The sequence below is a fragment of the Anabaena subtropica FACHB-260 genome, assembly GCF_014697105.1.
Classification (GTDB): domain Bacteria; phylum Cyanobacteriota; class Cyanobacteriia; order Cyanobacteriales; family Nostocaceae; genus Trichormus; species Trichormus subtropicus.
The window spans coordinates 1-14,605 of the sequence record NZ_JACJRF010000026.1; the positions used below are offsets into that span (position 1 = coordinate 1).

Below are 14,605 nucleotides of genomic sequence, written 5' to 3' on the forward strand. Positions count from 1 at the left end.
TTAGATTGTTAGTTTATTATCTTAAACATCGTTGTATTCCAATGCCGAGGCTTTGCCCCCCTGAGAATATGGCGATCGCATAATTCATATTGTGATTCAGCAACGCCAATTTTTTTAATACTTCATTAAATTTACTTTGATTTTTCTGTGCAGTAAATAATCGGTATGCAAACTCATCAACAGCTGATGTACGAACAGTAGGAAATCCTATTTGCGTTATATAAACGCTACGAGTAGATTCAGAGCGTGAAAAGTAGGGGTTGAATGTACGCCGTGAAGGTAAAACCAAAAGCTTATTTAAATCTATCTCTGACGGATTGGGATATCGTTCTGTTTCGCTTGAACCAGAAACTACACTGCGAAGCTCCTCTACTTTGTCAGTATGATCTGTGATACGAATTTTTACCATGTCTTCAGCTTTCCGATTTCGTCTTCCTTGCGTAAAACTGGGATTCGGATTTCGCTTTGCTAAAGCACGGAAGGCTTCAATTACTGTTGACTTTCCTACATTATTTGCACCAACCAAGATTGTAAGACCACTACCCAATCCCTGTCCGGCTTGAGCCAATTCGAGAGTTTGAAGCGTAGCGAATCCACGTAGTCCGATTATTTCAAGTTTTTTTAGCATTTCTTTATTTTTAAGAATAAGCAAAATTATAAAAACTAGATAAACAATCTGTGAATAACTTTTGCTAACCTATCTTTTTTTCTACTTCAGTAAAAATTTAGATAAATGCTAAAAGCAAAGTATAATCGCGCCTCTTAGCTAAGTTATTAGGTTATGTAAAACCTATTCTATACCCTCAATTCGGTCTTCAACTTCTTGGTACAACTCGCGGAGGCGGTCTAAATTCTCCTCGCTAGTTTCCCAATAACCGCGACCATTCATTTCCAACAAAGTTGAGACAATCTTGCGAAAAGAATGGGGATTTAGGTTTAGCAACCGTTTCTGCATTTCTTCATTTTCTTCTAAACCAGTGTCATAATTTGTTCATATTCTTCTTTATGGCTTTGTCAAGCAATTTGCAATTACTTCACCAGGATGTATTGGTCTGACTAATCTAGTATCAGTAATATTTTGCAAATTATTCATAATTGAAAAATCAATTACCAAATCATCCCCAAATTCAAAACAAAACCATTTAAAACATCTTCACCCGATACTGTAACAGGAGATTCCAAAACCTCAACTTCCTTACCTTGTCTATAAATTTCTACTTGTCGGGATTTACGATTAATTAACAAACCTAAACGCACACCATTATCTAAATATTCTCTCATCTTTTCTTGAGTTGCTTTCAAGCTATCACTCGGCGAAAGTAACTCAATTACAAAATCAGGACAAATGGGGGGAAACTTTTCCTTTTCTTCATCTGTTAAAATATTCCATCTTTCTAACTTGATCCAAGCAGCATCAAGAGAACGGTCTGCACCATTAGGTAATTTAAAACAAGTAGAAGAATCAAAAGCAATGCCAGTCAAATCGGTATCTGACCAATTAAATAATTGTTGGTTTAGTCTCCCATTACGGTTTCCTGTTTCTCCCCCCGTGGGTGGCATGATAATTAATTCTCCCGTAGCAGTGCGTTCAAATTTTAAGTCACGGTTTGCTTGACATATCTGAAAAAATTGCTCATCTGTCAATTCCAACGCTGGTTTCAAATTTATTGTTAAAGCATTCATAAGGATATCTCTGATTAAAAGATTAAGGCAGGCGTAAAGCCTGCCCATGTAATCCTATTCTATGCCCTCGATTCGGTCTTCAACTTCTTGGTACAACTCGCGGAGGCGGTCTAAATTCTCCTCGCTAGTTTCCCAATAACCGCGACCATTCACTTCCAACAAAGTTGAGACAATCTTGCGGAAAGAATGGGGGTTGAGGTTCATCAACCGTTTCTGCATTTCTTCATCTTTGATGAAGGTTTCGTTGGTGTCCTCGTAAATCCAGTTGTCCACTGCGCCGGCTGTTGCACTCCAACCTGTGGTATTCACCAACCGCTTGGAAAGTTCCCGTACACCTTCGTAACCGTGAGACAGCATACCTTCATACCACTTGGGATTTAACAGTTTGGTACGGGCATCTAAGCGCACTGTTTCGGATAATGTGCGGACTTGGGCGTTAGCTGTGGTGGTGTCTGCAATGTATGATGATGGTTTTTTACCATCTCCACGCAGACTTGCTACTAGCTTGGTGGGGTCTGAGTCGAAGTAATGGGAAACGTCCGTCAAACTAATCTCGGAAGAATCCAGGTTTTGGAAGGTTGCATCAGCAGTTTTGAGAGTGCTTTCAAAAAGCTGCCGGGATTCGTCCATGATTCCGGGGTTATCGGAATTGAAGGAGAAGGATTTGCGTTTGAGGTACATTTCTTGTAACTCGGCTTCGCTGTCCCAAGTACTGTTTTCTACTGCCAAGTTGATGTTTGACGAGTAGGAACCGGAAGCGTTGGAGAAAACACGGGTTGCTGCTTGTCTGAGGTTAATTCCCATTTCCTCAGCTTGCTGCATGGCGTGTTTGCGGACAAAGTTCATTTCTAATGGTTCATCCGCTTCCGCCGCCATCTTCACCCCTTGGTCTAGCAGGTTCATCTGGTTGATGAACAAGTCGCGGAATACGCCAGAACAGTTGATGACTACGTCAATTCTGGGTCTTCCCAACTCTTCTAGGGGTATTAACTCCAACTTGTTCACCCGTCCCAAGGCATCGGGAACCGGACGTACACCCACCATCCACATAATTTGGGCTAGGGATTCGCCGTAGGTTTTGATGTTATCGGTTCCCCAGAGGACACAGGCGATGGTTTCCGGCCATTTGCCATCGTTTTCGGCTTTGTTTCTTGCCAATAGTCGATCTACAACAATTTTGGCTGATTGGACGGCGGCGGCTGTGGGGATGGATTGGGGGTCTAGGGCGTGGATGTTCTTACCTGTGGGCAATACATCCGGGTTGCGGATGGGGTCGCCACCGGGGCCTGGTAGGACGTATTCGCCTTCTAAGCCTTGGAGTAATGCGCCGAGTTCGTTGTCTGCACAAACTTGTTGCAAGCAGAACTCTAAATACTCGAACAGGGGTTTTAAGGCTGAGGTGTCAACTTTGGGATAACCTGCTTTGTGCAGAGATTCTACCCAAGGTTCTTTTTTGCCCATGTTAAAGAAATTCAACTTGGAAACCAGGGAAACCCTTCCTTCCGCGTTGGTTTGTTCTTCTACCAAGGCGCGGACTGCGGCGCGAGTTGCGAGGGTGATGTCTTGCAACAGTTGGACATCTTCTAGTATGCCTCTGTCGCTATTTTGGTAAATGTCGTCAATGTTGCGTCCTAAGCTGTTGGCAATAATGCGGGGTAAGCTGAGGATTTGCTCTTCTTCACGGTCTAAGCTGGCAATGTTTACCAGAGTAGCGATCGCTTCTTCTGCACTTGGGGGTTTACCAATGACGTGCAAACCACAAGGTAACAACCGCGATTCGATTTCCATTAACTTACGGTAGACGCTGCCGACTATATTATCCCGTTCTTCCGGGGTCATATCTTTGGCATCGGTTTCGGGCAAGTTAATATCTCTATCCAAGTTGACGATGCGGCATTTATCCATGATCGTGTTGACGATGGGGATACCGCGACCGCTATCTTTTAAGGTTTGATAAGAAGCAATTAACTCGCTGAGTTCTTTCAAACCTTTGTATAAACCAGCGTTTTCCGCAGGTGGTGTTAGGTAGGAAATCGTCTCGGCGTAACTCCGGCGTTTAGCGATGGTGGCTTCGCTGGGGTTGTTGGCTGCGTAATAGTACAGGTTGGGAATTGTGCCAATTAGATTATCGGGGTAACATTCGCCTGACATCCCCATTTGCTTACCAGGCATAAATTCCAAGGAACCATGTGTACCAAAGTGCAGTACAGCATCAGCGCCCCAAACTTGTTCTAGGTAAGTGTAGTAAGCAGCAAAACCGTGGTGAGGGCTGGCGGAACGTGAAAATAACAACCGCATGGGGTCGCCTTCGTAACCAAAGGTAGGCTGTACACCAATGAAGACGTTACCGAATTGCTTACCGTAAATTAACAGGTTTTGTCCGTCACTGTTGAGGTTTCCTGGTGGTGGCCCCCAGTTTTCTTCTAAGCGTTGGGAATAAGGTGTGAGTGCTTCATATTCTGGCACTGACATCTTATAAGCAATGTTGAGTTCTGGGCTGGCATACTGTGCTTGTGCGTCGTGGATGACTTGTTCCATCAACTCTTTAGCGTTTTCTGGCAAGTCTTGTACGTCGTAGCCGTTGTTTCTCAACGCCTGCATCACTTCGTAGATGGAACCGAATACATCTAAGTATGCAGCCGTCCCTACGTTGCCTTTATCTGGTGGGAAGCTGAAAACGGTGATGGCAACTTTTTTGTTTAACTTGGGTTTGCGACGCAGATTAGCCCACTTTAAAGCACGTTGGGCGACGGCGGCGATACGGTCTTGGAGAGCGATCGCTTTCCCTGTTGCCCCATCTCTACCCGATAATATAATCGGCTCAATTGCCCCATCTAGTTCCGGAATGGCAATTTGCAACGCCACCTGAATCGGATGTAACCCTAAATCGCTATCTAACCACTCCTCGGTAGTTTGGAATACCAAAGGCAACGCCACCATATAGGGACGATTTAGGCGTTTGAGTGCATCAATTGCTTTGGGATGGTCTTGTCTTGCTGGTCCACCTACCAACGCAAAACCAGTTAAAGAGATGACTGCATCTACTAACGGGGTTTTGGTAGTTGGTTCGTAGAAGTAAGCATCCACAGGCTTGGAAAAATCCAATCCACCAGCAAATACAGGTAATACTTTTGCCCCTAGTGCTTCCAACTCCTGCACCATTGCCACGTAATGGGCATCGTCACCAGTTACAAGGTGAGTACGTTGTAATACTAACCCCACACAGGGAGCTAAGGGATCTTTTAAATCGCTGGATATATCCTTACGAGCTGTGTACCAGTTGAGGTATTCTCTGACATCCTCAAACATTGTCGGCGCTAAAGGATGCCAAATGCCCAAATCAGGGTACACCACTGGTGCTTCATAATCCAGGGATGCAGAACTTTGTTTTTCTACAGCTTTTAATACATATTTATCAGTCAGCATCAGCAAGAAGTTTTCCAGGTTTTCTGGTGAACCTCCCAGCCAATACTGGAAACTGAGCATAAAATTGCGAGCGTCCTGTGCCTTTTCCACTGGTAAATACTTCAGCACTTGCGGTAAAGTTCGCAACAGCTTCAGCATTCCATCTTGAAAGCCAGCACCGGATTTTTCCTTGCGTTTCCGCATGAATTGAGCGATCGCACTCTTGGACTGTCCCAATTGTGCCAGGGAAAAGCTGCCCATTTTGTTGAGCCGCATTACTTCTGGCATAGAAGGAAAGACGACGGCAACGTCCAAACTATCACGGTGCGGTTCTACTGCTGCAACTACTTTCTGTGCTAAGTCTTCGATGAAAATCAATGAAGCGATAAAAATATTGGCACTCTCGATCTCCCGCTTGAACTCTTCGTAGTTCTCTGGATCTCTCAGTTCCTCAATCAAATACCCACTGATTTCAATCGCCAGGTTGGGATTGTTCGAGTTAATCGTGCGAACTGCTTGCGACAATGCACTCTGGTACTGGGACTCAAGCACGACATAGACCACCTTAATTAAATTACGTCCGCGCAGGTTATCAGGCGAAATGTGTCTAATGGTGGACTTGACGTGGGTGAACATGCTTCCTCTGCTCCTTTGATGCGTGTTCTCTAGTGGATTTTCTTGGCGACTTATGCCGCCAAAGTTTAAAGATTTTGTTCGGCAATATCAGTTTTTTATCAGAAAAACCTTGCCCAATGGGCATTTTGTCCTCTAACTGACATAAATCGATATAAAAATCGCAAACTTTATTAACAAACATTAATAAATAATAAAAGTAAATGCTCACAATATGTAACAAAAACTTAATATTTGCTTATTGGTGATTGTAAATTGGGATTAAAGAGAAATTTTGACTATAGAATTTGGTTGAGGGATTTTGGGTAAAACTTGGTGATGACTGTTCTGAAGTGAATATTTTCCTAGTTTTGTCCCCTTTTTCCAATGCTAGTAGCAAAGAAACAGCGATCGCGTAATCGCCGAGCATAGCTAATCGCCACCCTCAAAGCCAACTCTGTGTCTGGCAAAAAGCACAAAGAGACGTAGCAATAATGCTACGTCTCTTTGGTGGAATTACGAAAAAGCTTTCCATGATGAGTAGTCTATACTACAGAATATAACTACATAACTCACAAAATCCTTCCCCTTCAGCCGCAGTGGTGACGTAGCTAGGTTGATGCTGCAACTGGTCAACATATTTCAACACATTTGCTACACCTACAGAAATCGGAAAATAACGCCGATCAAATAAACTTTCATCATTAGGGCTATCACCAACCGTCAAAACCTGATTTGAGAAATAGTGAGGAAAATATTTTTGTAACACCTGTAATAGAGCGATCGCTTTTTCCTGCCCTTGTGGTTTGATATGACACTGGACATTGCTGTAAGTAAATCCCCAACCCATTTGTTGACAGAGATTACCCATAATTTGCAATTCATCGAGAGTTAAGCCAGCTACATCAAATGTCCAATCGGTGATACGGAAGCGATTATCGCCCGATTCTTGAATTTGAGGAAACTTAAGTTGTAATTCCTGAAAAACCACAGCCAATTTCTGTCTATGCTCAGTTAATTCGGCAATGGCTGTTAATAATACTGGATGCTCACTACCAGCAGGATAAAACAAACCCCCATTTTCTGCTATAGCTCCAGCGACTGGCATTAAGCTACTAAGCCCACTCACCCAACCGGCTGAACGTCCGGTGACAATTAGTACTGTAATCCCCGCAGTCGTTAAATCTTCTAAGGCTTGCAATAAAGCAGCAGAAAATTTTCCTTGCTTAGTCAACGTCCCATCCATATCTGTGGCAATGAGGCGAATATTGCTTAAGCCAGCAACAGCATCTTGAGAAAGTCTTTGCAGATTTGTCGGATGCCCAGCAGCGACATTTGGATTTATGTACATATGCGGTTGAAGAGAAGCTGTAAAAAATACCAATGATACAGCAATGTACAAGCCAAAATTTGGGAATCCTAACACTAAGTAGTCAAATTTTTCTGTTTCCTTACTATGGTAAATTCAATACTCCTAGCTCAATCCTCACCACCAAAGACAAAAACAGGAATCCAGCAAAAACCAGCAACCGAATCTCAAGTCTCACCTGTTCTGCTTGCAACCTCTGGGGGATTACTTTTAGCGGTGATCGCTCTGGTGGTTTATGGTAGGCTCCAAATTAAGCAAATGGAGAAAACACTGAAGTTTGAAAAATTCCGTGCTAAAGAGCTAGAGAAAAAATTTAAACTCGCTCTCGAAACAATCCGCAAAATGGAAACGAATCCCGACCTGGTGAACTCGCGGGACTTTAACCTCGATTATCTGCGGATGCGGATGTCAGAGGAAGTATTTCATTTTGCAATTCTCAATCAAGTGAAAATTAGGATTAAAGACAAAATATCTCAAGCTTTGCGTCCCAATCAATCGCAGCAAGGGACTGTGGGTATCGCCAATAGTGCTGGGCGACAGGTTGATGAAATCTTTGATGTCGAGTATGAAACTGGTACTCCCCCAAACACAGCTAAACGAGTACTATTTCGGATTCAAATTCGCTTAATGAAGTTACCGACACAGGCAACTTCTACCACTATTAGCCAAATTATCGACTGTATTGAAACTTATCTCAGCCCAATGGATGATGAAGATACATGGCAACCAACTATTCAAGGTCGGATTGCTCATATGCACTGGGATCAGAAGGCTAAACCAACGCCTCTATTGGTGTTAGAGCAATCTAATGATGGTGTCAATGTAACTTTCCGTACAAGTCGCCAAGCAAATGTCTCAACACCACAGAAGCAGTCTGGGGTTAAATAAATTCAAAATTCCTTAATTAGTCAGAACTTATGGTGTTTCGCTCCAAGCACCGGAATCGTAACTAACGATCGCTGTTTGGGAATCACGAGCTAATATACCATCTTCCATTTCGACGATGCGATCGGCTATGTCGAGAATGCGGTTGTCGTGAGTGACTAACAAAATGGAAGTACCTTGGTCTTTAGCGAGACGCTGCATGATTTCCACTACATCCCGTCCTGATTGTTTATCCAAGGCGGCGGTTGGTTCGTCGGCTAGTACTAAGGGCGGATTATTCACTAGGGCGCGGGCGATCGCTACTCTTTGTTTTTGTCCACCAGAAAGATTGTCTGGGTAGTAATCAACGCGGTTGTCTAAACCTACGGCTTTCAGCATGGCTTCGGATTTGGCGATCGCTTCTTCTTGAGAGATATGCTCGTTTAGTTCCACCGCCATCTGCACATTTTGCCTTGCAGTTAAAAAACCCAACAAGTTATGAGCTTGAAAAATATAACCAATACTGCGGCGAATCTGCACTAGTTTACTTTGACTAGAGCCTGACAACTCAACACCTAAAAATTGCAGATTTCCCTCTTGGACTGACCGCAACCCACCAATTAAGCTTAGTAATGTAGTCTTACCTGAACCTGATGGCCCGGTCATAATCACAATTTCGCCGGGATAAATTTCTAGGTTAATGTCAAATAAAATCTGCTTTTTGAGTGCGCCTTTACCATAGTAATGGTTGAGGCTTTTAATGGCAATTACAGCTTCTTGTCTCATGATATTTAGGGTTGTTAGGAGTGAATAGTTCCGAGACGGAACTGTAGTGCCGGGAACAATTCAAAATTCAAAATTATTTTATTTGCAATACATAAATAGGAACTTTTTCTTTCTAATATGATAAATCTTGATATTAAATTATCAATGATAATTAACATTGAATTTATAATTTTAGAAAATATCTGCTGGGTCAGCAGAACGTAATTTGCGCACAGCAATTGAGCCAGAAACAAAACACATAATTATTGTGAGAATCAGCACTGTGATAGCGCGATCGTAACTCATAAAAACTGGCAATAATGTAGCTTGTCTAGCGATTTGATACAGAACCATCGCAAAAACCCATCCAGGTAAATAACCCAAGCAAGCTAATAAAAATGCTTCTTGTAAAATTACCGTTAATAGATACCTTTGGGTATATCCTATTGCCTTTAAAGTGGCATATTCAGATAAATGGTCAGCAACTTCTGTATAGAGAATTTGATATACAATCACAGTACCAACAATAAAACCCATGATTGTACCCAAACTAAAAATAAAGCCAATAGCTGTACTACTCGCCCAATAATTACGCTCAAAATCAATAAATTCTTGTTTAGTCAATACATTAATATCTTCAGGTAAATAACTCCGTAATTCTTGAACAACAGTATTCACATTAGCCCCTGGCTTTAATCTAATTAAGCCAATATCAATTAAACCCTGCTGACGGATAGGAAATAGCCGCAGAAAATTGACATCACTGGTAATTAAATTACCATCCGCTCCAAAAGATGCGCCTAATGTAAAAAGTCCCACAACATTTACTCGTCTGCCACGTACTTCTGCGGAAATATTTTTACCCTGATCAAAATCCGTAGCAATAGTTCCGTATTCTGGTCTAGAAGAACGGTCGAATAAAACAGCATCTGGTAGTTTGATTTTATCTAAATTTTCTGGAACTCCTTGCAAGTTAAATATGTTGGTTTCTGGATTAATGCCAAAAACTAAAATACTCCGAGTCACCCCAGTATCAGGATTTTTCCAAATAGAATAATCCAAATATATAGGATGCACAGATTGTACTGAGGGTAACTCCAAAGCTCTATACAAGCGCCGTTGTGAAAAAGTTTTCATGGCGAGTACGGCGTTAGATTGTTTATTAATTAAAACAATATCGCCTTGCAAACTTGTATGTAAGCGAACATTACTGTAGTAAAGAGCATCGCGGAAACCGATTTGCATAAACATGAGAATATCAGCAAAGCCGATTCCCGCGAGAGCAATAGCAAGGCGAGTTTTTTCTCGCGTTAACTGTAGCCAAGACAGAGGTATTTTTTTACGATTCATTCCCGTAATTATTTATATTTACTAATCAATGAAGAATTGATTATTGATTAATTTCAACCAATACCTTGGCGTAGGTTAAACCAGAGACTTTTTGGCTATCTTCTGGCGTTAACGCAATTTTGACTTCAACAACTCTGGCATCAACATCGGCTGCTGGGTCTGTATTTAAGACATCTTTTTTGCCAATTTTTCTGCCAATTTCGCTGACAGTTCCTCTGATTTCGCCGCCAAAGGCTCCGTTATTGCTGTTGACAGTGACAGTTTGACCGATTCTGACGCGACCAATACTATCTTCAGGAACTTCCGCAATTACCATCATTTGATCGGTTTGTCCCATTTCCGCAATACCATCGGCGTTGATGGCTTCTCCTGATTTGGCGTAAATTTTTAAAATTTCTCCAGCTGAGGGTGCTTGAATGTAGCTTAATTTTAATTCGGCTTCGGCTTTTCTAACGCTGGCGATCGCATTACTGACTTGGGCTTGAGCCATCTGCACATCAGTAGGGCTAACTTCCACCAATCTTTTCAGTCTGGCTTTTTCTTCATCAATTTGTCTTTGTAAGGTTGTTACTGTTTTTTCGCGGGTAACTCTGGCTTCGATTAGTTGCTGTTGCAATGATGAGAGAGTTTTGATTTGATTCGCTCTCGCCTCAGCAACCTGCTGTCTGAGAGTTGCGAGTGCTTGTCTCAAAGCTGCTTGGCTTTCAATTACCTGTTGATTAGCAGTAACCGCAGTCAATCGTCTTCTGTCTCGCTCTTGCTGGGAAATAGCACCTTCACGATACAGAAAATCATAACGTCCAGCATCAACTTGAGCATTACGCTGTTCGGCTTGGATGCGGCTGAGTGTGGCTCTTAAAGTATCTTGCTGTCCTCTCAGTTCAGCCTCTAAACGATTAACTAATGCTTGTTGAGCTACTTTTTCTGCACTTAGTTGGGCTGCAATGCGAGTAATCATCGCTTGTTGAGCATCCCTTTCACCGACTAACTGCGCCTGTAAGCGAGCAATCACTGCTGTTTGAGCTTGAATATCCCTCGGCGAACCAACTCTGACTTGAGCCAAACTAGCGCGAGATTCTAACAATTTAGCTTTTGCTTCTTCTACAGCTGCTAGTTGCGTATCATGGTTGTCTAGGATTGCTATCACTTGACCCTTCCTGACACGCTCTCCTTCTTTAACGAAGAGTTGTTTAACTCGTGAGGCTGATTGTAGTCCTCCCACGGGGGCTGAAAGTTTAATTACTTCTCCTTGCGGTTCTAAACGTCCCACAGCACTAATACTACTAACGACTGGTTTAATAGGTACGGATGGAAGTCTTCTTATCTGCTCAAATTTAGCTGTAGCTAGTAACCCCGCAGCCACGGCTACTGGTAGGGCTACAGCAAGACCCCACCAAATCTTAGGTTGTTCTAGATCAAGTGGCTGCTCTCTTGACCTACGTTCTTCCGTCACCCTTGACATGGTTTTTTATCCGTTTATCTGAATTGTGTTGATGAAATTAATACCAATTCAAAATTCCAAAAGCTAGATTCTTTGAGGGTTTCTAAATTTGAATACATCGGAGAATTTTGGAGAATTGGTATAACAAAAAGTCAGGAGGTAGAAGCAAATAAAAGTTTTTTGTTAAACTTTTTAGTCTTTGTCATTTAAATATTTTTTCCATCACACCGTGCTAGTTTTTGAAGACAAAAAACATTGGCTTGACTCTAAGTATTAGTTAAACTTTGATACCTGATAAATATTTATCTCAACAGCTTTTGTCATATTGATCAGCTACAATGGGCGGAACGCCAAGGTCTACAATAAGACGTAGTCCATAGCCAATAGCAGCCTATGAGGGTAAGATGCAAAATTACTGATAGCAACCTGGTATTTATTAAACTGGCGTAGAGTAAATTATTTAACCCTACCAACAAGAATAATTTCAAGTTTTACCCAAAAATAACAGAGGTCTGGGATGACTTGATGTTGAAATTTTTAGTAGATAATTCCTGTGCCAGTCAATTTGAGTATGCAGATAGATTTCAGTTTGCCAAATCTTTCACATATTTTCTGCAACTTACATGACTTTATTTGTTTTTTTTAATAGCTTATGCAGTTAGGTTTGGTTCAGTAACATAACATTTTACCAAAACTATTACTAATTCGTAATTTGTAATAGCCTAAACATAGGTTTGAACCTACGTAATTTACTATCTAAATTTGGTGATTTACTGCTAATTTATGCTGATTTTTTAGATGATTTGATTTGACTCCATCAAACTCTATTTGCCTAAATTCTACATTTCTCTTTTTGAGATAAAGGTAACAGAGTGTACAAATGTAGGATTAGTATTTAATTTTTGAAATACACATAGGGAAGCCACTGCGCTTTTGTAGGTTTCCTTGTTTAAAGCAATTAGTGTTGGGCATTGTCCACCGTATCATGGTTTTGGTGGGCATTGCCCACCCTACAAATACCTCAGGATTATTCTGGGAGGTCAAACAAGACTGTAGTCATGTAATATTCTGCCCAATCTGTACCAAAAGCTTTTTCTAAAACTCTGCGGGTTTTATCATTTTGTTGCTGTTTGGTACAGTAGTTTTTTTGTCCCGCCAGAATTTGCTGAGTTTGTTCTGGTGAAACAGGACTAGAGGCGATCGCTGCTTGACAATGAACTTCTAAAAACTCCCGCACCCGTCCCAAAAACATGGTTTCTTCTTCTGGGGAACTAGGACGTACAAAAATGCAGAAATCAGAGAATATATTACCCCATTCCGGTAATTCTCGTGGTTGGGAAAAATTGATTGTGTCGAGATTTGTCAGGGCAGAATTATAAGATTCTGGTAAGCTACGGTCTAAGTGTAGAGGAGAAAGGTCAGCGATCGCTGCACTAATTTGACCCCTACCCCCGACTAAATCACAGCCAAACATGGGTAGGTCATACTCTGGACGCGGAAACATCACACAGTGCAGAATGTCTAGCATATTTCCTACCTTGGCTAATTCCAAGTGCATCTTCCGAAACTGGGGTGTTTGATAGCACCTATTTTCAATCGTCAGTTTCTCACCCTCCAGTCTCCCTTCCACATACCCCAACTCAGCAGGCAAATTATAAGGCGACAAGTCCAAATTTTGATGCCAAACTTCTTCAATACAGTCAGCTAGTTGGCGAATGAGGGGATGTTGTTGCTCACGTAGCGAGGGAATGGAAGTAAGTGACATATTCTATTCGAGAATGCAATTTAGATGTCAGTCTACGGCCTGTCGAGCTACTTCTGTTCTGGATTGCAACATAAGTTTGGGGATTGGGGTAAATAGTTGATCTTAGGTGTTGTTCGGGATGACAGGCTAGAGTTTGGCTGATTACCTCACCTTACGTATGTGGTTGTCTAGGTAATTAACGAGAATGAAGCCGTGATGAAGCCCCTATAAAATTACTATTAATCGGAGGAATTACAGTAGTCAAATAGAAGCTAAGGTTCTAGAATCGAAGCGTAAGTAACTATACAGAACCAATTATAGTCTATCACCTATAGTAGCCCCCTGACCGGATGAAAACAACCCGTCAGGGGGTCTTAATTTTGGGCATTGCTGAAGAAAGGGATAGTGGGCATCTTGCCAGATCCGAAATACAAGAAGCAAGATGCCCATCCCACAAAAATATTGAAATCATCCCGCATTTATGCAGTGCCTAATTTTGTTAGCCATTGGCTATAAACCTTCTATATCATCTATTGAGAATAGTTCTTAATTGTTATAAATGCTTGTAGTATGTATTGATATTCTCAATTTTTACCAACCCTAAAATGTTCAACCAGCAACAAAGTAAACATTATGCCCTTGTGGGTGGATATATATTGACTGCGATCGCTTTTCTGACTGGATGCAATTCTGCTCCTAGTGAACCAACAAGCGATAACACAAAGACACTTGAAACCACTGCTCAACCCGTAGCAGGTACGGAACAAATGAGTGAGGGAGAAAAAGCCAATGCGGATTTTCAGGATAAACTCAGTGGTAAAGCCCTGCTGAATGCTTTAAAACAAGGCGGACACATAATTTATTTTCGTCATACCCAAACCGAAAAAGATTATGCTGACCAAGTAAAAGCGGTGATGGGTGATTGTTCAACTCAACGGATGCTGAGTGAAGTCGGATGGAAACAAGCTAGAACGATTGGGGAAGGATTTCGCAAGTATGCTATTCCCGTTGATCAGGTAATTTCTAGTCAGTATTGTCGAGCTTGGCAGACAGCAGATTTAGCCTTTGGTAAATACGAGAAAAATGCTAACCTCAACTTTCCCAAGGCTGAAGACTATTCCCCCGAACAAACGTCTCAGATGAAAGCCCAGCTAACACCAATGTTAACGGCTGTACCAACAAAAGGGACTAATACTGTAATTGTCGGTCATGATGATTTGTTTGAAGCCGCAACAGGGATTTATCCAGACCCACAAGGTATGGCTTACATTGTTAAGCCTGATGGCAAAGGTAGTTTTGAACTGGTTGCCAATCTGCTTCCCGAAGAATGGGCAAAATTAGAGTAAAGTTAGTGTAATCTGTCAACCCAAAA

General features: G+C 41.8%; 10 protein-coding genes and 1 pseudogene. 2 read left to right on the forward strand and 9 right to left on the reverse strand.

The features are described 5' to 3' along the window. Positions 1 to 16: 16 nt before the first annotated feature. From H6G18_RS15310 to H6G18_RS15330, 5 genes and pseudogenes are all read right to left on the reverse strand, one after another. Positions 17 to 628, reverse strand: coding sequence for an AAA family ATPase (locus H6G18_RS15310; protein ID WP_190407960.1), 612 nt, complete (start codon positions 626 to 628; stop codon positions 17 to 19). Positions 629 to 790: 162 nt separating this feature from the next. Then, positions 791 to 967, reverse strand: a pseudogene (locus tag H6G18_RS15315) (cobaltochelatase subunit CobN); the annotation flags it as partial. A 140-nt stretch (positions 968 to 1,107) separates the two neighbouring features. After that, positions 1,108 to 1,683 carry a Uma2 family endonuclease gene (locus H6G18_RS15320; RefSeq protein ID WP_190407962.1) on the reverse strand — a complete coding sequence of 192 codons (576 nt, stop codon included), beginning with the start codon at positions 1,681 to 1,683 and terminating at the stop codon, positions 1,108 to 1,110. Positions 1,684 to 1,737: 54 nt separating this feature from the next. After that, positions 1,738 to 5,724, reverse strand: coding sequence for a magnesium chelatase subunit H (locus H6G18_RS15325; protein ID WP_190407963.1), 3,987 nt, complete (start codon positions 5,722 to 5,724; stop codon positions 1,738 to 1,740). A 526-nt stretch (positions 5,725 to 6,250) separates the two neighbouring features. Continuing rightward, entirely contained in the window at positions 6,251 to 7,051 is an 801-nt protein-coding gene (locus H6G18_RS15330) for an HAD-IIB family hydrolase (RefSeq protein ID WP_190407964.1), read from the reverse strand. Between the two features lie 105 nt (positions 7,052 to 7,156). Here H6G18_RS15330 and H6G18_RS15335 point away from each other — a divergent pair, with 105 nt between their 5' ends. Then, a complete protein-coding gene (locus tag H6G18_RS15335; protein ID WP_190407965.1) occupies positions 7,157 to 7,957 on the forward strand; it encodes a hypothetical protein in 801 nt (266 codons plus the stop codon). A 27-nt stretch (positions 7,958 to 7,984) separates the two neighbouring features. On the opposite strand, the gene H6G18_RS15340 is transcribed toward H6G18_RS15335, so the two are convergent. From H6G18_RS15340 to H6G18_RS15355, 4 genes are all read right to left on the reverse strand, one after another. Further along, positions 7,985 to 8,719 carry a DevA family ABC transporter ATP-binding protein gene (locus H6G18_RS15340; RefSeq protein WP_190407966.1) on the reverse strand — a complete coding sequence of 245 codons (735 nt, stop codon included), beginning with the start codon at positions 8,717 to 8,719 and terminating at the stop codon, positions 7,985 to 7,987. A gap of 171 nt (positions 8,720 to 8,890) precedes the next feature. Beyond that, complete coding sequence (devC, locus tag H6G18_RS15345; RefSeq protein ID WP_190407967.1) at positions 8,891 to 10,048, reverse strand: ABC transporter permease DevC; 1,158 nt, start codon at positions 10,046 to 10,048, stop codon at positions 8,891 to 8,893. 40 nt (positions 10,049 to 10,088) lie between these two features. Continuing rightward, a complete protein-coding gene (locus H6G18_RS15350; RefSeq protein ID WP_190407968.1) occupies positions 10,089 to 11,510 on the reverse strand; it encodes an HlyD family efflux transporter periplasmic adaptor subunit in 1,422 nt (473 codons plus the stop codon). Positions 11,511 to 12,516: 1,006 nt separating this feature from the next. Next, entirely contained in the window at positions 12,517 to 13,254 is a 738-nt protein-coding gene (locus tag H6G18_RS15355; RefSeq protein WP_190407969.1) for a phycocyanobilin:ferredoxin oxidoreductase, read from the reverse strand. A 584-nt stretch (positions 13,255 to 13,838) separates the two neighbouring features. Here H6G18_RS15355 and H6G18_RS15360 point away from each other — a divergent pair. Further along, positions 13,839 to 14,579 carry a histidine phosphatase family protein gene (locus tag H6G18_RS15360; protein ID WP_190407970.1) on the forward strand — a complete coding sequence of 247 codons (741 nt, stop codon included), beginning with the start codon at positions 13,839 to 13,841 and terminating at the stop codon, positions 14,577 to 14,579. Positions 14,580 to 14,605: the final 26 nt, after the last annotated feature.

Excerpts from the sequence above, each read along its gene's own strand:
- H6G18_RS15350 (WP_190407968.1), bottom strand. The coding sequence starts at position 11,510 with ATGTCAAGGGTGACGGAAGAACGTAGGTCAAGAGAGCAGCCACTTGAT.
- H6G18_RS15335 (WP_190407965.1), top strand. The coding sequence starts at position 7,157 with ATGGTAAATTCAATACTCCTAGCTCAATCCTCACCACCAAAGACAAAA.
- H6G18_RS15320 (WP_190407962.1), bottom strand. The coding sequence starts at position 1,683 with ATGAATGCTTTAACAATAAATTTGAAACCAGCGTTGGAATTGACAGAT.
- H6G18_RS15355 (WP_190407969.1), bottom strand. The coding sequence starts at position 13,254 with ATGTCACTTACTTCCATTCCCTCGCTACGTGAGCAACAACATCCCCTC.
- H6G18_RS15310 (WP_190407960.1), bottom strand. The coding sequence starts at position 628 with ATGCTAAAAAAACTTGAAATAATCGGACTACGTGGATTCGCTACGCTT.
- H6G18_RS15325 (WP_190407963.1), bottom strand. The coding sequence starts at position 5,724 with ATGTTCACCCACGTCAAGTCCACCATTAGACACATTTCGCCTGATAAC.
- H6G18_RS15340 (WP_190407966.1), bottom strand. The coding sequence starts at position 8,719 with ATGAGACAAGAAGCTGTAATTGCCATTAAAAGCCTCAACCATTACTAT.
- H6G18_RS15330 (WP_190407964.1), bottom strand. The coding sequence starts at position 7,051 with ATGTACATAAATCCAAATGTCGCTGCTGGGCATCCGACAAATCTGCAA.
- devC (WP_190407967.1), bottom strand. The coding sequence starts at position 10,048 with ATGAATCGTAAAAAAATACCTCTGTCTTGGCTACAGTTAACGCGAGAA.
- H6G18_RS15360 (WP_190407970.1), top strand. The coding sequence starts at position 13,839 with ATGTTCAACCAGCAACAAAGTAAACATTATGCCCTTGTGGGTGGATAT.